At 45.9% G+C, this 18298-nt stretch carries 16 protein-coding genes; 14 read left to right on the top strand and 2 right to left on the bottom strand.

The genetic code is table 11. From position 1 onward, the window contains the following. Nucleotides 1-145: 145 nt before the first annotated feature. On the bottom strand, nucleotides 146-1267 hold the full coding sequence (mnmA, locus tag ACUC6J_RS18350) for a tRNA 2-thiouridine(34) synthase MnmA (protein WP_337682558.1): 1122 nt from the start codon (nucleotides 1265-1267) through the stop codon (nucleotides 146-148). A 304-nt stretch (nucleotides 1268-1571) separates the two neighbouring features. Here mnmA and cymR point away from each other — a divergent pair, with 304 nt between their 5' ends. From cymR to ACUC6J_RS18330, 4 genes are all read left to right on the top strand, one after another. After that, entirely contained in the window at nucleotides 1572-1991 is a 420-nt protein-coding gene (gene cymR, locus ACUC6J_RS18345) for a cysteine metabolism transcriptional regulator CymR (RefSeq protein ID WP_013372613.1), read from the top strand. Nucleotides 1992-2380: 389 nt separating this feature from the next. Beyond that, complete coding sequence (locus ACUC6J_RS18340) at nucleotides 2381-3532, top strand: cysteine desulfurase family protein (RefSeq protein ID WP_025365606.1); 1152 nt, start codon at nucleotides 2381-2383, stop codon at nucleotides 3530-3532. 135 nt (nucleotides 3533-3667) lie between these two features. Further along, a complete protein-coding gene (locus tag ACUC6J_RS18335) occupies nucleotides 3668-4189 on the top strand; it encodes a PRC-barrel domain-containing protein (RefSeq protein WP_016819088.1) in 522 nt (173 codons plus the stop codon). 10 nt (nucleotides 4190-4199) lie between these two features. Beyond that, nucleotides 4200-4412, top strand: a complete 213-nt coding sequence (locus tag ACUC6J_RS18330; protein WP_013311529.1) for a hypothetical protein — start codon at nucleotides 4200-4202, stop codon at nucleotides 4410-4412. Nucleotides 4413-4589: 177 nt separating this feature from the next. On the opposite strand, the gene ACUC6J_RS18325 is transcribed toward ACUC6J_RS18330, so the two are convergent. After that, entirely contained in the window at nucleotides 4590-6563 is a 1974-nt protein-coding gene (locus tag ACUC6J_RS18325) for a methyl-accepting chemotaxis protein (protein WP_447249250.1), read from the bottom strand. Nucleotides 6564-6774: 211 nt separating this feature from the next. Between ACUC6J_RS18325 and ACUC6J_RS18320 the strand changes: the two genes are divergently transcribed. The 10 genes from ACUC6J_RS18320 to ACUC6J_RS18275 all read left to right on the top strand — a co-directional run bounded on the left by ACUC6J_RS18320 (nucleotide 6775) and on the right by ACUC6J_RS18275 (nucleotide 18170). Then, nucleotides 6775-7842, top strand: a complete 1068-nt coding sequence (locus ACUC6J_RS18320; protein WP_242211252.1) for an AI-2E family transporter — start codon at nucleotides 6775-6777, stop codon at nucleotides 7840-7842. 351 nt (nucleotides 7843-8193) lie between these two features. After that, on the top strand, nucleotides 8194-10827 hold the full coding sequence (gene alaS / locus ACUC6J_RS18315) for an alanine--tRNA ligase (protein WP_017426725.1): 2634 nt from the start codon (nucleotides 8194-8196) through the stop codon (nucleotides 10825-10827). 136 nt (nucleotides 10828-10963) lie between these two features. Further along, entirely contained in the window at nucleotides 10964-11224 is a 261-nt protein-coding gene (locus ACUC6J_RS18310; RefSeq protein WP_007431624.1) for an IreB family regulatory phosphoprotein, read from the top strand. Nucleotides 11225-11233: 9 nt separating this feature from the next. Then, a complete protein-coding gene (gene ruvX / locus ACUC6J_RS18305) occupies nucleotides 11234-11650 on the top strand; it encodes a Holliday junction resolvase RuvX (protein WP_016819084.1) in 417 nt (138 codons plus the stop codon). A 13-nt stretch (nucleotides 11651-11663) separates the two neighbouring features. Next, nucleotides 11664-11966: a DUF1292 domain-containing protein gene (locus tag ACUC6J_RS18300; RefSeq protein WP_013372606.1), complete on the top strand. Its 303-nt coding sequence runs from the start codon at nucleotides 11664-11666 to the stop codon at nucleotides 11964-11966. Further along, nucleotides 11963-12268 carry a DUF1292 domain-containing protein gene (locus ACUC6J_RS18295; RefSeq protein WP_017426726.1) on the top strand — a complete coding sequence of 102 codons (306 nt, stop codon included), beginning with the start codon at nucleotides 11963-11965 and terminating at the stop codon, nucleotides 12266-12268. Before ACUC6J_RS18300 ends, ACUC6J_RS18295 begins: the two co-directional genes overlap by 4 nt. Before the next feature lie 94 nt (nucleotides 12269-12362). Continuing rightward, on the top strand, nucleotides 12363-13391 hold the full coding sequence (gene mltG, locus ACUC6J_RS18290) for an endolytic transglycosylase MltG (RefSeq protein WP_031462061.1): 1029 nt from the start codon (nucleotides 12363-12365) through the stop codon (nucleotides 13389-13391). A gap of 11 nt (nucleotides 13392-13402) precedes the next feature. Next, nucleotides 13403-14332 carry a peptidase U32 family protein gene (locus tag ACUC6J_RS18285; RefSeq protein WP_016819081.1) on the top strand — a complete coding sequence of 310 codons (930 nt, stop codon included), beginning with the start codon at nucleotides 13403-13405 and terminating at the stop codon, nucleotides 14330-14332. A 32-nt stretch (nucleotides 14333-14364) separates the two neighbouring features. After that, nucleotides 14365-15696, top strand: a complete 1332-nt coding sequence (locus ACUC6J_RS18280) for a peptidase U32 family protein (protein WP_013372602.1) — start codon at nucleotides 14365-14367, stop codon at nucleotides 15694-15696. 224 nt (nucleotides 15697-15920) lie between these two features. Beyond that, the gene (locus tag ACUC6J_RS18275) at nucleotides 15921-18170 is read left to right on the top strand and encodes a methyl-accepting chemotaxis protein (protein WP_031462060.1); all 2250 of its coding nucleotides are present in this window, start codon (nucleotides 15921-15923) and stop codon (nucleotides 18168-18170) included. The last annotated feature ends 128 nt before the right edge of the window (nucleotides 18171-18298 follow it).

Raw genomic sequence — 18298 nt, 5'->3', positions numbered from 1 at the left:
TTTGTCCATGACAGACATCATAAAGAGCAGATCACCAATTTCCTTCGACTTATGGCTAAAAACATGTAACAGAAAAAAGTCGCTCCTCCCAAATCAGGAGAGACGACTTTTTTATTACGGCTATTCAATGTTAATTGTCATTCATTCAAACCGTTTCAGGCTGAAGTTTTTCAACCTTATCAATGGTTCCCCCACCCAGACACCGTTCCCCGTCATAAAATACAACAGCTTGTCCAGGGGTAATGGCCTTTTGATGTACATCAAATACGACATGCACCGTTCCATCTGGAAGCCATTGTAAAGTGACTTGCTGGTCAGGCTGACGGTAACGGAACTTGGCTGTGCAGCGGAATTCGCCAGATGGACGTGCATCTGCGCCTTCAATCCAGTTTACATCCGTGGCAATCAGGCTGGTAGAATACAGGCTGTGGTGACGATCACCTTGTACCACATACAGGATATTCTTCTCCAAATCCTTATCTGCTACGAACCATGGTTCGCCTGAACCTGAGCCGCCAATGCCCAAGCCTTGTCGTTGACCCAGTGTATAGTACATCAGACCATCGTGGCGTCCTTTGACTTCACCCGTAGCAATATCCACCATATCTCCACCTTTTGCAGGCAGATATCCACTCAGAAACTCCTTAAAATTGCGTTCGCCGATAAAGCATACGCCCGTGCTGTCTTTTTTCTTGGCTGTATAAAGTCCCGCAGCTTCTGCGATTTTACGCACTTCTGGTTTCGGCAGATGACCGATCGGGAACATGGCTCGCGACAACTGTGTTTGGCTTAATGCATTCAGGAAATAAGTCTGATCCTTGTTGCTGTCCACACCTCGCAGCAAAGTAAAGCGGCCGTCTTCCTCCACAACCCGTGCATAATGTCCAGTAGCAACATAATCTGCTCCCAAATCCAGCGCTTTGTTCAGAAACTCGCCGAACTTAATTTCACGGTTGCACATGACATCTGGATTGGGTGTGCGTCCAGCTTTATATTCATCAAGAAAATAGGAGAATACTTTATCGAAGTATTCTTTTTCAAAATTGACTGTATAGTAAGGAATGTCGATCTGTTCACAGACGCGGCGCACATCCTCCGCATCCTCTTCAGCCGTACAACGGCCAAATTCATCCGTGTCATCCCAATTTTTCATGAAGATGCCGATTACGTCATAGCCCTGCTCCTTTAGCAGCAGCGCGGTAACGGATGAGTCGACGCCACCGGACATGCCGACGACGACACGGGTTTCATGATTGGCTTTAGCCATGGTCATCACCCAATTCTTTCAATATTGTTGTAGAACCCACCTATTGTAACATAAACGATAATAAGTTACGATGTTTGGATGAACAAACGACACGGCGAACGATGCAAGAAAGCTACATAAAACGGGCTAAATCTGTTGCTAATCGCTCGAAAGCAACTTTTTTTAAGATTGTTACCGTAATGTTTCCCTTTACCTGCCCTAATATGTTAACATAAGCTGAGGGTTAGGATCGGAATAGAGAGGTTTACAACTCCAATTATTCCGCGTGTTTAACGGAATTGTTAATATAAGCGAGGTGCCACAATTGAAAATATCAACGAAAGGCCGTTACGGCCTGACCATTATGATGGAGCTTGCGGCCAGGTTTGGCGAAGGTCCAACTTCTTTAAAAAGTATTGCCGAAAAAAATCAGCTATCAGAGCATTATCTGGAGCAGCTCATTGCGCCTTTGCGTAATGCAGGTTTGGTAAAAAGTATCCGTGGTGCTTATGGCGGTTATATTTTGGCGAATGAACCGTCAGGCGTAACAGCAGGAGACATCATTCGTGTGCTGGAAGGCCCGATTTCTCCAGTTGATTTTACGGAAGAAGACGATCCGGCAAAACGCCAGCTCTGGCTGCGAATTCGTGACAGCATTGCTGAAGTGCTGGATTCAACTACACTCAAGGACTTGATCACATACCAAGAACATGATGAATTGGATAACTACATGTTTTATATTTAATTTCCAATTATGTATTTAACAAGAGATATCTTGGTTTATCAAACGTTTTGCCCCATTATATGGGGCTTTAATTCTATATAAAATACATTAAAATAGTCTATCCTGTAAATTACCAAGCCTGAGCATGTCTGAGAGTTATTTTTTACGGACCAATCCCTTTTTTGATTTTGTCATAAGTAGCTTGAGCTTTGGCCAAAGCTTTTTATAGTACGACCTCTGCGAGGTATCTGTCTTCTTACACCGATAATCGGATCAAGGGGGCCTCCGTAAAAACTTGCAATTGAAATGCTCTTACAAAAACTTTTAAAGTGCATTATATCAATAAAGAAGTATATAATGGAACTTCGGCAATACTAAAAACAAGATGTTCTATATTTGAGGTGGATAACATGAACAGAATTTATCTGGATCATGCCGCATCGACTCCTATGCATCCTGAGGTTGCGCAGACTATGATGGATATCATGACCGGCCACTTCGGCAACGCTTCGAGCGTTCATGCCTTTGGCCGCGATGCCAAGCGCACCGTCAGCGCAGCGCGGGATGCCGTTGCGGCCTCTTTGGGCTGCAAGCCTGAAGAAATTATATTTACGAGCGGAGGGACAGAGAGTGATAATCTGGCCCTGTTTGGGACGGCTACGGCAGATGGTCGTACTTCCGGCCATATTATTACAACCGCGATTGAACATCACGCCGTGCTTCATGCTTGCGATGAGCTGGAAAAAGCGGGATACCAGGTGACCTATGTCCCAGTCAATGGCTTTGGGCGTGTGAATCCTGCGGACATTGAGGCAGCTATTCGCCCGGATACTTTTTTGATCAGCATGATGTATGCCAACAATGAAGTGGGCGTCATTCAGCCGATCCAAGAAGTAGGACAGATTGCGATAGAGCATGGAATTATATTTCATGTAGATGCAGTTCAAGCTTTCGGGCATATATCCATCGACTGCGGGAACCTCCCGATTGACTTACTTAGTGTGTCTGGCCATAAGATTAACGGACCGCAAGGAGTGGGTGCATTGTATATCCGTCAGGGTACACGCATTCAGCCGCTAATGCATGGGGGACTTCAGGAGAAGAAACGCCGTGCAGGAACAGAAAACATCGCCGGCATTGCTGGGCTTGCTAAAGCCGCAACTCTTGCCAATGCTTCCATTGAAGAGCGAGGAGCACACGATATGGCTCTTCGCCAAACGCTGCTAAAAGCGTTGGAAAGCTCTCTGGGCAGCCATGAGTTTATAATTAATGGTGATCCTGAACATTTTGTGCCTAATGTGCTAAATATTAGCTTTCCAGCCATTGGTACAGAGACCATGCTGATGAATCTCGACATGGAAGGAATCGCAGCGGCCAGCGGATCAGCCTGCACTTCGGGGTCTCTAGAGCTATCGCATGTGTTGCAGGCGATGGATCTTCCTGAAGATGTTTTGAATTCAGCGATTCGATTTAGCTTCGGTTTGGGTAATACTACGGAAGAAATGGAATACACGGCCAAGAAAATTGAAACTATATGGAAGCGGCTGCGTACTAGGTACTAGGGATTTCTCCGCATTTTAGTAAGAAGGGAGGAGCGGTTTCCATTTCATTGCATGAACGGAAGCAAGGTATTGACAGGCATGTAGGAAAAACACCGCACCTTCGTTCGGACTGCATAGTAAGGAGGGACCCTATATATGAGGCTTCAAGACATGATCGGACTTGCTGTTTTCGATGTCGAGGACGGGAAGCAGATTGGTAAAATACATGACTTTATGTTGACAGCTGATTGGCGAATTACAGGGATTGAGCTAGAAGGTAAAGGGCTTTTTTCATCTCATGTCAAAATGGTGGCTTGGGATGACATCGTTGCTTATGGTGAGGATGCGATTATGATTCGCAATCAGCAGGCCGTCCGTAAAACAGAGGCCCATGATATACAACATACGTACTTGCTTGGACCCGGTAAACTGAAGGATTTATCCGTGCTAACAGAGGAAGGGCTTATGCTCGGGCACATCTCGGATGTTTATTTTGACCAGGAAATGGGCAATAACATAATAGGCTTGGAAATCAGTGATGGTTTTGTATCGGATATTATTGAAGGGCGGAAATGGCTGCCCTGCACCGAAGATATGTCCATCGGGGAAAATGCTGTTATGGTTCCCCCGTTAAGCGAGCAGCGTCTGGAAAAAGCCATATATTCTGTTAATGGATAGGGTGAGTTTATTGAGATGTCCGAATTGTAATTCCAAAGATATCGGAAAAATTGGCTCCCATCAATTTTATTGCTGGGGATGCTTTATCGAACTTCAAGTGAATGGTGAAAAAATGTCTGTCTACCAAGTGGAAGAGGATGGAACGCTCAGTTCGCTGGACGACTTATTCTTTGGAGATGAGATGGCACAACAGGACTTGCCGCAAATTCACGCTTCTTCCTAAGCTTGACTCGGGAAGTGGACAGGCTGTTTACGAAGAGGTGTGATCTTCCACCTATTGCTTAACATATAGCTAAGTGGGTTGGATCATGCTTAATAAAAAATGGAGAGGGTGTCCCGAACGGCTATTGGCCTGGGGGCACCCTCTTCTATATATCCTTTCTTGTGAAGATGGCTAGTTTTACAATTTAAAGCGTTTGACCTCTTCCAATAGAAGATCTGCATGAGAATCAAGTTTGGCAGAAAGGTCGGCAATATTGTTCATAGCATGACCTTGTTCTTGTACTGAGGAAGCTACTTCCTCGGTAGATGCTGCACTTTGCTCAGAAACAGCGACAACGCTGGAGATGACATCAGAAATATGTCCGGCATTTACACGGAGATGATCTGCTGCAGCAGAAACATCTTCAATTTGGGCAAGCATGTGCTGAGAAGCGCCACGTATGGATTCAAACGCCTGTCTCGTTGCAATGGCAGCATGCTCCTGCTCTACAGTTACAGCAAGAGCCTTCTTCATTTCTTCCGCGCTTTGTACTCCCGCAATTTTAATTTCTTCCAGCTTACTCATGATACTGTCACTGGAGCTACCTGCTTGTTCGGCCAGCTTTCTCACTTCTCCCGCGACGACGGCAAAACCTCGTCCGTGTTCCCCGGCCCGTGCCGCTTCAATGGATGCATTGAGGGCCAGTAGGTTTGTTTGTGCGGCGATATCGTGGATGGCCCCGGCCAGCCGCCCAATATCCTGGGTTTTCAGCGTGAGCGAATCTACCGCTTCTCCTGCCGCAGTGGTTGTTTGTCTGGACTCGGCTGCCAGTTTCGCTTGACGCTCTGCTGTTTCATAGCCGGCCAGCACAGCAGAATCAGTTTCGAATACAGCAGTTTGGGTCCGTTTGACACTTTCGCCAATCTGGTTGATGGAGCCTGTCATGTGTGTCAGCTTCTCAGAACCGGAATATACCGCCTCGGCTTGGTCGCTGGCTCCTTGCGCTAGCTCCTGAACTGCACTAGAAATTTGTGATGCAATGGTTCCTGTATCTTTGGCGTGTTGATGCATATCATGGGAAGCGGAACTGACATCGCTAGCTGTATCTGATACCTTGCGCAACAGGTGAGAGAGATTGTCTGACATGAGGTTAAAATCTGTCCCCAGACTGGCAATTTCATCTTTACCCTTAATATCCACACGAGCGGTCATATCGCCTTCAGCTATCCGTTTGACATTTGTTTGGAGTCTGCGAATCGGCTTGATAAAGTTGTTTGCCGCCCAGATCGCCAGCAGCATAGCAACGACTAAAATGATAGCAACAGTAATAATCAACTGATTACGAGTAGAGTAATATTCCTGAAAAGCAATATCTTTAGAAATAGACAGGCCTACAATCCAGCCTGTGCTAGGCATTCTTTTAAAATAAAGCTGACGTTCACTGCCGTTGTAGCTATAGTCTGTTTTTCCCGAAGCTGTGCTGAGCAGGGTCGCGGTCGATGATCCTAACTCGGGGGTTTCCTTGAGGTTTTTGCCAGCCAGCTTGTTGTCTGGATGCGCGATTACGACTCCCTTTTGGTCAATCAGAAATGCGTAGCCCAATCCGTTCAAGTCTATGCCTTTAATCATTTTTGTCATATCGTTGAGCATAATATCCTCGCTGACTACCCCGGTGATCGAGCCGTTGGCATCCTTGAGAGGTTTAGCAATGGAAATGGTGAAGTCATTGCTGCCTGCATCAGTATAAGGTGAGGAATAGTACATTTCTCCCTTGGTTTTGGCGTCCTTGTACCACGGACGAGCGCGAGGATCGTAACCCTCTTCAAACCAGCCAGATCCATCCCAGTATGATCCATCTTCATACCCTGCATAAATGTTGGAAATATTTTGATCCTTATAGTTTTGGAAAGCTGCTTTCAGAGATGCTATTTTGGCATCTGATGAAATATCGCTGGATTCCAGACTCGCAGCTAATGTTTCAATAATTTCAGCTTTGCCGCCTGTCCATCCGTCGAGCTGATTGACGGTTTCGGAAGCTTTGCTGTTCATAAGCTCTTGGATATCATGATTGGCCTGATTTTTAACACTTGTCATGCTAATGACGGACAAAGGCCCAGCTGCAACGATTACAATGCAAGTGAAAAGGAGAATAAGCTTCATTTTTAAGTTCATGTAACGACCCCCGATGTTTCAGAAATGTGAAAGCTTAGGATAGTGCTTTGTACTTATATCGTCAGATCGAATGACTTTGTTTATTGTTTTCATCCATTTTCATCAATTTTTCACAATGGTTATTAATGGGACATCTCAGACTGGCGGGAAGGATTAAAGTACAGGTACAGGCATATACTTAAAGGAGGCTAGTCCGGTAAGGGGGCACAAAATGGACCAATTAACGAAAAGTAGACTGTTCCGGTACGGCATATGGACGCTGCTGGGACTCGTCATTCTATATTTTATCTGGCTGCTGAGACCTTTGTTTTTTCATTTGTATGAATTTCTGAAAACAATCATTGCTCCGTTTGCGGTAGCGATGATCATCTCCTATGTACTCAATCCTGTAGTGAGTATGCTGGGCGGTCGAAAGGTGCCTCGTAGTGTAGCTGTACTGCTTATTTACGCTGTGTTTTTGGCCAGTCTTATTGTGATCCTGATGAATCTGATTCCGATGTTCATTGAACAACTGGATGAGCTGAATGAGCATCTGCCAGAGCTGACCATGCATGCGCAGGGACTAATGACGAATATGGACAGCGGTATTTTACCCCAAGGGGTGCGTACGGGGATGAATCAATGGTTTTTCCAACTGGAGAATCGGATGGCTACTGGGATTTCTACCTTTATGGACAACATCGGTGGGATGATCAACATGTTGTTTAATGTGTTCATCGTACCTTTTCTCATTTTTTATATTTTAAAGGATTTCGACGTGTTTGAGCGGACGATTGTTTCTTATCTCCCGCGTTCTCGTCGTAAGGCGATTGTATCGGTGCTTAAGGAAATTGATCAGGCGCTTGGCAACTATGTCAGGGGCCAATTGCTGGTGTGCGTCATTATTGGCGTAATGGCGTATATTGGATATATGCTGATTGGCATGCCTTATGCGCTATTGCTGGCCGGAGTTGTGGCTCTTTTTAATATTGTTCCATATTTGGGCCCCTTTTTGGGCGCTGCACCGGCAGTAATTATGGCTTCTACGGTTTCCTTAAAAATGGTACTTTTAGTGGTAGTCGTTAATTCCTGTATTCAAGTTCTGGAAAGTAATATAATATCCCCTCAGGTGGTAGGGCGAACACTGCATCTGCATCCGTTAGCCATTATTTTCGCTCTGCTAGTGGGTGGGGAAATTGCGGGAATTGCTGGCTTGATCTTGGCAGTTCCAGTGATGGCTGTTTTGAAGGTAGGGCTTCAGCATTTTTTTGCATATTACGTGAAGCGAAAAACAATCTAATTTCGTCTATATCCCAGATGCATGCTGTCTGAAATCGCGTTGACACGGCTAAATGACACGGATATACTGAATTGAGTATGTTTAAATGTGTTTATCCAGTAGGGAAAGCTCATTTCGGAGTGCGGGCTGAACCCGCCGGGATGCTCCCGTTACCAGTGAAAACAAGGCGATCGATCGTCCGTTAAGCAGATGTTGGTGTGCGCTTGCACATGTGGCATTTCGTACAGAGGGGACGGCGATAACCAGGGTGGTACCGCGATACAATCGTCCCTGATCCGTTCAGGGGCGTTTTTCTATTTTTTTATGGCCTGTGCCAGAAACCAGTGACACCATAATTAGGAGGCTACTTATATGAAAGCTAGTGAAATCCGCTCCAAATGGCTGGAGTTTTTTGAAAGTAAGGGACATGTGATTGAACCAAGCGCACCGCTTGTTCCACACAAAGATCCTTCCCTGCTATGGATTAATGCGGGTATGGCGCCGCTTAAGCCTTATTTTGACGGACGCGTAAAACCAGAAAATCCACGTATCGCCAATTCGCAAAAATGTATTCGTACGAACGACATTGAAAATGTCGGTAAAACGCGTCGTCATCATACGTTTTTCGAAATGCTTGGGAACTTTTCTATTGGCGACTATTTCAAGGAAGAAGTCATCACATGGGCGTGGGAGTTTCTGACAGACCCGAAATGGATCGGCTTTGATCCAGAACGTCTGGCTGTAACGGTATATCCTGAGGATGAAGAAGCGTACAAGCTGTGGAATGAAAAAGTTGGACTTCCGGCTGAACGTATCATCAAACTGGAAGACAATTTCTGGGATATCGGTGAAGGCCCTTGCGGACCTTGTACGGAAATTTTTTATGATCGTGGCGAAGCCTACGGCAGCGACATGACGGACCCTGAAATGTATCCAGGGGGAGAAAATGAGCGTTATCTGGAAGTGTGGAACCTCGTATTCTCACAATTCAACCATAACAAAGATGGCAGCTACACGCCGCTTCCCAATAAAAATATAGATACAGGAGCTGGTTTGGAACGTTTTGCATCCATTTTGCAAAATGTCGATTCCAATTTTGATACGGATATCTTCCAGCCACTAATCCAGAAAACGGCTGCCATGGCAGGAGTTAAATATAACGACAATGTGGACAGTGATGTGGCTCTCAAGGTCATTGCTGACCATGTTCGTACCGTGACTTTCGCGATTGGTGACGGTGTACTTCCTTCCAACGAAGGACGGGGTTACGTCATTCGCCGTTTGCTGCGCCGGGCTGTTCGCTATGGAAAGATGTTGGGCATGAACCGTCCATTTATGTTTGAACTAGTGGAAACCGTTGGGGACATCATGGGCGTGTACTATCCTGAAGTCGTGGACAAGCGTGATTTCATCATCAAGGTGATTAAAACAGAAGAAGAGCGTTTCCATGAAACATTGACAGACGGATTAGCTATTTTGGCTGATATCAGTGCTCAGGCAAAGGCCGAAGGCCGCAATGTCATTAGCGGAGCAGATGCTTTCAAGCTGTATGATACGTATGGGTTTCCATTTGATCTCACAGAGGATTATGCGGACGAGCAGGGCTTGAAAGTTGATCGTGAAGGTTTTGATGAAGCGATGCAGGAACAGCGTCAACGTGCGCGTGATGCTCATCAAGACAATGCCAGCATGAAGATTCAGGGCGGAGCTTTGTCCGATCTGGCGGTTAAAAGTGAATTTGTTGGATATAATGACCTCATAACTGAGTCCAAAATTGTGGCAATTGTATATAATGATATGCTGGTGGAGAGTGTTAGTGAAGGGCAGTCCTGTCAAGTCGTGCTGGATGTGACTCCTTTCTATGCTGAAAGCGGCGGGCAAGTCAGTGACCATGGCTTACTGCGTGGTGGAACGGTAACCGCGAAGGTTGAAGGGCTGTTCAAGGCGCCGCAAGGTCAGCATGTGCATCAGGTCGTTGTAGAAGCCGGTGAGCTAAACGTAGGCGACACGGTAAAAGCTGAAGTAGATCAGGCTTCACGTGGAGAAATTGAGAAGAATCATACGGCTACGCATTTGCTTCACAAAGCGCTTAAAGAAGTACTGGGTGACCATGTCAATCAGGCGGGTTCCTTGGTAGAACCTGGGCGTCTGCGTTTTGACTTCTCCCATTTTGGTAGCATTACCCCAGAAGAGCTGGCAGATATTGAACTGCGGGTTAACCGTGCCATCTGGAGCCAACTGGATGTGACTATTGAACTGAAACCGATTGACGAAGCCAAGGCGCTTGGAGCGATGGCGTTGTTTGGTGAGAAATATGGTGATATTGTACGGGTCGTTAAGGTTGGCGATTACAGCATCGAGCTGTGCGGAGGATGTCATGTCAGCAATACTTCGCAAATTGGCTTGTTCAAGCTTGTTAGCGAGAGCGGCATCGGATCAGGTGTACGTCGTATTGAAGCAGTGACCGGACGTTTTGGTTTTGAGTACATGGAAGGTCAATTAGAGCTGTTGAAGGTGTCGGCTGGGCTGGTTAAATCCAAGTTGTCCGAGGTGCCAAAACGCATCGAATCTTTGCAGCAACAGATCAAAGACCTCAGTCGTGAAAATGAATCACTGCAAAGCAAGCTGAGCGCTATTGAGGCGGGTCAACTGACTGATCAGGTTGTGCAAGCTGGCGGAGTGCAGTTGTTGGCTGCACGCGTGCAGGCCTCCAGCATGGATGCGCTGCGTGCAATTGCTGATGAGCTGAAAAGTAAGCTTCCTGCAGCTGTGCTGGTGCTAGGCGCTGCAATGGACGACAAAGTTAATTTTGTCGTTGCTGTCCCAGCTGAGCATACCAAGGCAGGACTTCATGCAGGTAAGCTCGTGAAAGAAATTGCGGCCGTATGCGGCGGCGGTGGCGGCGGACGACCTGACATGGCGCAAGCCGGGGGTAAGGATGCCAGCAAGCTGGACGAAGCACTTCAACGTGCACATGAATTGGTGTCAGCAGCCTCACAAGGATAAAGTTCGATAATTTTTGCGGATTTTTGGAAAAAAACGGACTTAGACATTTCCTTGAAGGGCTTTGCTTATGGTATGATATAAAAGAATAAGCTGGCATAAACATGTACACATGTTTTGTGGAAGCGAGGTGTCAACAATGGATTCCATGGACAAAACGGTCAAATTTAATGTCAAGGCGGATGAGAAGGAAGCTTCTGCTCAGGAGATTTTGTTGACCGTATATGATGCGTTGGTAGAAAAAGAATACAATCCGATCAATCAAATCGTCGGGTATTTGCTATCCGGTGATCCGGCTTATGTGCCACGGCATAATAATGCTAGAAGCCTGGTGCGTAAAAAAGAACGCGATGAATTGATTGAAGAGCTGGTTCGTTTCTATCTCGCTAAGCATCGTTAGGAGACAGGCATGAAAGTAATGGGATTGGATTACGGGGATCGCCGAATTGGGGTCGCCGTAAGTGATGCCTTCGGCTGGACCGCCCAAGGATTGGAAGTCATAGAACGACGCGGTGACGACAGCGAGTTCGGTAAAATTGCAAATTTGGTTCGTGAACATGAAATTGGTGAGGTTGTTGTAGGCTTGCCGAAAAATATGAACGGAACCGTGGGTCCACGCGGTGAGATTTGCATTGAGTTTGCGAACCGGCTCAAGGAGTTACTGGGTTTACCCGTTCACCTTTGGGATGAACGGCTGACGACGCGTTCGGCAGAGCGTGCGCTTCTGGAGGCCGACGTCAGCCGCAAAAAACGCAAGCAGGTGGTAGATAAACTGGCCGCAAGCCTGATCTTGCAAAATTATTTGGACGCACACAGTACAAGGTGAGGGGGATTTCGTAATGGCTGAAAATCAATTGGGTATGGAAGAAGAGCCGGAAATTATTTATATTGCCGATGACGAGGGCAACGAGGAAGAGTTCGAGGTCATTATGAAGTTTGAGGTAGATGGTTCCGAAGCGAAGTACATGATGGTTGCGCCAGTGGACCCTGAAGCTGATGAGTCCGATGTGTACGCCTTCCGTTACGAGGAAGAAGGCGATGATATTAAATTGTTTGTGATCCAAGACGATGCCGAATGGGAAATCGTCGAAGAGACCTTTAATACATTTGTAGAGGAAGAAGAAGAGGAAGACGGGAAATGACGAGCTATTCACGTGAAGACCTGAGCTGGACCTCTGATTTGAAAGAAGCTTTTGATGGTGACGTAGAGTTGCAGGATGAACAGGGTCATGCGTTACGCATGGAGTTGGAAGCAGAGTTCAAGGTAGGTGAGCAACGGTACGCCGTATTGCGTAGACCTGGCGCTGCTGCTGGCGAACATGAATTATATCATGTAAGCTCATCCACAGACGGCGAAATCTCCATCACCACCATTGAAGATGATGATGAGTGGGAAGATATTTCTGAGCTGTACGACGAATGTACGTTGCCGGAAGAGCTGTAAGTCTGGATAACGAGGAGATCAAACCTGAAAGGGCGGACCAGTCCGCCCTTTTTGGCTGTGAAGGAGTTGGGTGGATGTGAAGCGAAGGACAAGGATGCTTACGTTGCTTCTCCTGCTTGTTTGCATAGCAGGAGGTGCACTCCTCTATATATGGAATGCCATGCAGCCTGTTCAGCCGAAAACACAACCCGTTGCTTTTACGGTGGTAAGAGGTACGGGAACATCGGCTATTGCAGATACGCTGAAGCAAAAGGGACTTATACGTAATGCGCTTGTGTTTAAGGCTTATGTAAAATTCAAACAGCAAGGAAACGCATTTCAGGCTGGAAAATATGAAGCGCAGCCTGGCGCAACCTTTGATCAGTTGATTGCCAAGCTATCGGCTGGGGATGTAGTCAAAGAGGAAATGATTCGTTTTACAATCCCGGAGGGTTTTACGATTAGACAGATGGCAGATAAACTGCAAAAGGAAGGACTGGCGGACCGGCAGCAATTTTTGCAGCTGGCCAACGATCCGTCCGCTTTTGACGTCGCGCTGGTGCGGGACATACCAAAGCAGACGGGGCTTCGCTATGCGCTGGAAGGTTATCTTTTCCCGGAAACCTATGAACTGAAAAAAGGAAGCACAACCAAGGATATCATTCAGACGATGCTGGAGCAGACGCAAAAACGTCTGGATACCATTTCTGACTTGGATGCCGGGTTGCAGCAACGGGGTGAAACACTGCATCAGCTGCTGACAGTTGCTTCTCTGGTAGAGCGCGAGGTAGTTGTAGACGATGAGCGGCCTATCGTAGCTGGCGTTATTTATAACCGTCTTCAACAGGATAAAAAGCTGGAAATTGATGCTACAGTTCAATATATGCTGGACAAGCAAAAGGAACGACTGTATTACAAGGATTTGGCTGTAGAAAGTCCTTATAATACGTATATGCATCAGGGACTTCCACCAGGACCGATTGCAAGTCCCAGTCTGAAATCAGTGGTGGCGGCTCTACAGCCAAAATCTACAGATTATTTATTTTATGTGACCAAAAAAGATGGGACACATAAACATTTATTTGCCAAAACGTATAAAGAACATTTGCATAACATTCAGATAAGTAACCGTAAGACAAATTAGGAGGTGAGCCTATGGCTTACAAACCCGAACTGCTGGCAACTGCCAGCTCTCCGGAGGATGCCCGCCATATGCTGGAGGCTGGAGCAACTGCATTGCTGATTGGAGATGACCGCTTTGGCATGCGACTGCCAGGACATTTTACCCCGGACCAAATCCGTGAGGTTGTGGAAGAGGCACGGAAGCATGCGGCGCAGGTATATGTATCTATGACGAATTTGATGACGAATGAGCTATTGCCACTTCTTCCCGAATATGTGCAGACCATAGCTGGATGCGGCGTAGACGCCATTGAGTTTAATGATCCAGCAGTGCTCATGGCTGTGAAGGAATATGCCCCTCATCTGAAACTCTTCTGGAACGGAGAGATGATTTCTACCAACTTCGCAACCGCCAACTACTGGGGTGAAAAAGGGGCATCACGTGTCATCTTGGCTCGTGAGCTCAGTATGGATGAGATTACGGAAATGATTCCAAAGTTGAACATAGAAGCACAGGTTCAGGTACATGGAATGACCAATATTTATCACTCCAAGCGTAAGCTTGTTCAAAGCTATATGCTGCACCAAGGTCGCACGGTAGAAGGTGACCTCGGCAGAGGGCGTGGCTTGTTTCTGATTGAAGCAGAGCGGAAGGAAGAGAAGTTCCCCATTTACGAAGATATCAACGGGACACATATTATGAGTTCGGATGATTTTTGTATCATGGAGGATCTGCATATTCTGATGGAGGCGGGCGTGCACAGCTTTAAGATCGAGGGCTTGTTGAAACCCACCGCTTACAATGAGGCAGTTGTCCGTGCTTACCGTAAAGCTATAGACAGTTATACAGCCGACCCGGATGCTTATGTTTATGATGAAAGCTGGCTGGATGAGGTTCGCCGCCTTCAAGACCCTGAACGGGAACTTTCCTTCGGATTTTTCTACAAAGAGCAGGTTTATTAATTACAAAATGAATTTACAGAGGGGGGAACGTCATGGGAACGATCACCAAAACGAGAAAATATACAGGTAAACGAAATCGTTTGGATAAGCCGGAGTTGTTGGCTCCTGCCGGAAATCTAGAAAAGCTGAAGTTTGCCGTTCACTATGGCGCGGATGCTGTATATATAGGTGGGCAAAAATACGGTCTGCGTTCTAACGCCGATAATTTCAGTTTTGAAGAAATGCGTGAAGGTGTGGAATTCGCCAACAAGTACGGTGCTAAGGTGCTTGTGGCGACTAATATCTATGCTCACAATGAAGATATTGCCGGAATTGAGGAATACTTGCGCAATCTGTATGAAGTAGGAATTCATGCTGTTATCGTCGCTGATCCGGCTATTGTATCCGTGGCATTGCGGGCAGTTCCCGGATTGGAAGTGCATTTGAGCACACAGCAGTCCACGCTGAATTGGCAAGCGGTAAAGTTCTGGAAAGACGAGGGACTGCCGCGTGTGGTACTTGGACGTGAAACCAGCTTGGAGGAAATCGAAGAAATTAAAAAGCATGTGGACATCGAAATCGAAGCTTTTGTCCACGGTGCAATGTGCTCTTCATTTTCCGGTCGCTGTGTGTTATCCAATCATTTTACAGACCGAGATTCTAATCGTGGAGGATGTTGTCAGTCTTGCCGCTGGAAATATGATTTGTTTGAGGATGCCCGTCCAGGTGAGGTTTGGATATCTGAGGAAGAGGCACAGGACAACAATGTACTAAAACAGTTCCAGCTTGGCGTTAACCAGCTTCCATTGTTTGAAGAGAGCGATAATGCTTTTTCTATGGGTTCCAAGGATCTGTGTATGATTGAAAATATTCCTGATCTGATTGATGTGGGTGTAGACAGCTTTAAAGTGGAGGGACGTATGAAGTCCATCCACTATGTGGCTACGGTCGTGAATGTCTACCGTCAAGCGATTGATTCCTATATGGCTGATCCGGAAAATTATGTACTCAAACCAGAATGGATTGAAGAAATTAACAAGGCAGCCAATCGTCCGTTAAATACTGGATTCTTCTATGATACACCGGATCATGAGGATCATATTTATGAGCCGGAAGAAAAAGCGGTCCCTTATGATTTTGCCGGACTGGTCATGGACTACGATGCTGCAAGTGGCATCGCAACGATTCAACAACGCAACCATTTTAAACCAGGTCATGAAATTGAATTTTTCGGTCCGAACGGAACATTTTTCAAGCAAACGGTCGGAACGATCTGGGATGAGGAAGGCAACGAATTAGATGCTGCACGTCATCCGCTTCAACGAATCAAAATGAAGGTAGATCAGCCTGTATCATATTTTGATATGATGCGTAAAAAGAAGTAAATAAGTCTTAAGTCACAAGTTAAAAGATTCAAAAGCCTCTCCTATCGGTTGGAGAGGCTTTTTTTTGAATAGTTTTCTAGGAAAAAAGTTTCACAAAATTTAGTGGGTACTCAAAGGAAAGCTACATTCCTTGTCGAATAGTTCCGATAGAGACTATATAGATAATAGATACATAATGGATGACGTGGAACAAGAAACTAATTATATAGTGGTAGGTGAGAGGAATGGGTTTTCGGAAAAAAGAGGGGAATACAGCAAAAAGGCAACCCAAGAAAAAGGATCAAATGAAAGGTTTAAAAGGAAGTAAAGTAACAACGGATAAAGGGGAGGAGACGGTTGTGATGTCTTCGAAGGGTACTCCCTGGGTAGCTGAGGTCTTACGTAAATGCACAAACAATTTAAAGCGTTTACTTAAGCCTGAAAGATACAGTAAGGATTTTATGCATTTAGTCAAAAACTATAATCCGATCCGTTCGGTTGGGATGAAGTTGTTTCTGATCTTTTTTGCGGCCATTATGTTATTTGTGGTCAGCTTGGGAATGCTCTCGTACTACAGAGCTAAAAGCACGATTGAGCAAAATGCAGCTACAGCGTATCAGCAAACGGTTCAGCAAACTTCGGAAAAGCTTGATATTATTTTAGAGCGCTTTCAAGACACATCGACACAGGTGTTTTTCGATACTGAATTAAGTGATCAGTTGCAAAAGGCTGTAAAGCAAGATAAAAATCCCTTTGCATCTTTTGTTGCTATGGGAGAAGTAAACAAGAAATTAACCAATATTGCTTTTACAAATAAAGCGATAGATTCATTGTATTTGTACCCGGAAGAAACCAGTTTAGCTGCAATGGGTACCGGAACACAAAAGGATGTACGGCAGGAAGCATGGTTTAAGGATATTTTGAAAAACAAGGGAATGGTTTGGCTACCTACGCAGGTGAATGACAATGGCAGCAAGACCTTTCGTCTGGCACGATCCATGAACAGCATGTCCGGGTTGGGAGGGACTTATGTTCTGGTTATGGATTTAAAGGCCAGTGCGGTAGAGGAGGAGTTGAAAGGTGTTAATTTGGGCTCAGGCAGTATGATTAGCCTAGTGACAGACAAGGGGGAGTTTGTAGGTTCTAACAATGAGAGCTTGGCCGGAGGAAAGACAAAGCTGGATTACGTTTCCAAGCTTGAAGGGATCGAAGGAAATCAAATTATGGAGCAGGTAGCAGATGGCAAAGAGCAAAGTGTGCTTACAGTTCATAATACACTGGGAACTTCCAAATGGATTCTCGTGGGTGTAGTACCTGTATCTGAGCTGGTGAGGGACGCTAAGGGGATTCTAACTACGACATGGGTATTTGCTGCGGTGGCTGCACTCATTGCATTGTTCATCGGCCTGTGGATCGTGCGCCTCGTGGCTCGTCCACTGACACACCTGAAGGATTTAATGATTGAAGGCGCCAAAGGCAACTTGCAAATCCGAACGAACTATAAGGCTCAGGATGAAATTGGGCAGTTGTCCGCTAGCTTTGATACAATGATGGAGCAAATTACACTGCTGGTAGAACAGACGAATGCATCAGCACAGGAGGTACTGAATACAGCGACGGAACTGAGTGATGCCTCGAAGAAGACAGCCGTTTCAGCCAAAGAAATTGCAGCTGCGACGGAAGAGATTGCTCATGGTGCCACCAGTTTAGCAACAGAGGCGGAACGTGGTAGCGGATTAACGGGGAATATATCCCAGCAAATGGATACGGTTATGACTTCTAATTATGAAATGAGTCTGGTCGCACAAGAAGTTGAACAGTCCAGTGAAAAAGGGACAATTCAGCTGAAAAATCTATTGAGCAAGACTAAGGTTACGGAAGAAACTACGCATGCTTTGGTAGGCAAAGTAGATGAACTGAAGAAGACAACTTCCGATGTCTTTAAGGTGCTGGACGTATTGCAGGATATTGCTAAACAAACGAACATTCTATCCCTGAATGCGACGATAGAAGCGGCACGAGCAGGGACAGCCGGGCGTGGTTTTATGGTGGTTGCAAATGAGGTCCGTCAGTTGGCAGAACAATCACGTCAAGCCATTCGTACAGCTACAGGTATTACGAATAATATCGTCAATGAGATGAATGAAACGGTACAGGCGTTATCTGAAGTGTACCCGCTGTTCCGAGAGCAGATGGGAGCCGTACGAGAAACGACGGACATTTTCCAATCGGTGCAGCAGCAAATGGGCGAGTTCGCGCTTCGGTTGGGAACAGTCACCGCCTCCATTCATCATCTGAGTGAATCGCAGACTACTTTGTCTGAGGCAATGACCAATGTTAGTGCGGTAGCCGAGCAATCCTCTGCTACTTCGCAGGAAGTCGCTTCTCTCAGTAATGAGCAGGCCAATATCGGTAATCAGCTGGTAGGCTTGTCTGATAAGCTGGAAGGAGTTTCAGTGAATTTGAAAGAACAGCTTTCAAGGTTTACAGTGTAGGTGTTGTAAAATCAAGGTTATCAGGGAAATCTCTTAAGAAGGAAAGCAGATTATGAATACAAACACAAAGTGGGCCTGGGTGGTTCTAGCCATTACTATTTTTATAACGGTCTATTATTCGTTAGATG

It is taken from the genome of Paenibacillus sp. JJ1683 (assembly GCF_053006485.1).
Note: the sequence above shows the minus strand (reverse complement) of the source record. Positions and strands in the feature narration are given on the sequence as shown.

Coding starts and splice junctions, on each gene's coding strand:
- ACUC6J_RS18300 (WP_013372606.1), top strand. CDS start 11,664: ATGGCTGAAAATCAATTGGGTATGGAAGAAGAGCCGGAAATTATTTAT.
- mnmA (WP_337682558.1), bottom strand. CDS start 1,267: ATGGCTAAAGCCAATCATGAAACCCGTGTCGTCGTCGGCATGTCCGGT.
- alaS (WP_017426725.1), top strand. CDS start 8,194: ATGAAAGCTAGTGAAATCCGCTCCAAATGGCTGGAGTTTTTTGAAAGT.
- ACUC6J_RS18340 (WP_025365606.1), top strand. CDS start 2,381: ATGAACAGAATTTATCTGGATCATGCCGCATCGACTCCTATGCATCCT.
- mltG (WP_031462061.1), top strand. CDS start 12,363: ATGCTTACGTTGCTTCTCCTGCTTGTTTGCATAGCAGGAGGTGCACTC.
- ACUC6J_RS18320 (WP_242211252.1), top strand. CDS start 6,775: ATGGACCAATTAACGAAAAGTAGACTGTTCCGGTACGGCATATGGACG.
- ACUC6J_RS18325 (WP_447249250.1), bottom strand. CDS start 6,563: ATGAACTTAAAAATGAAGCTTATTCTCCTTTTCACTTGCATTGTAATC.
- ACUC6J_RS18335 (WP_016819088.1), top strand. CDS start 3,668: ATGAGGCTTCAAGACATGATCGGACTTGCTGTTTTCGATGTCGAGGAC.
- ACUC6J_RS18310 (WP_007431624.1), top strand. CDS start 10,964: ATGGATTCCATGGACAAAACGGTCAAATTTAATGTCAAGGCGGATGAG.
- ACUC6J_RS18280 (WP_013372602.1), top strand. CDS start 14,365: ATGGGAACGATCACCAAAACGAGAAAATATACAGGTAAACGAAATCGT.
- ACUC6J_RS18285 (WP_016819081.1), top strand. CDS start 13,403: ATGGCTTACAAACCCGAACTGCTGGCAACTGCCAGCTCTCCGGAGGAT.
- ruvX (WP_016819084.1), top strand. CDS start 11,234: ATGAAAGTAATGGGATTGGATTACGGGGATCGCCGAATTGGGGTCGCC.
- ACUC6J_RS18295 (WP_017426726.1), top strand. CDS start 11,963: ATGACGAGCTATTCACGTGAAGACCTGAGCTGGACCTCTGATTTGAAA.
- ACUC6J_RS18275 (WP_031462060.1), top strand. CDS start 15,921: ATGGGTTTTCGGAAAAAAGAGGGGAATACAGCAAAAAGGCAACCCAAG.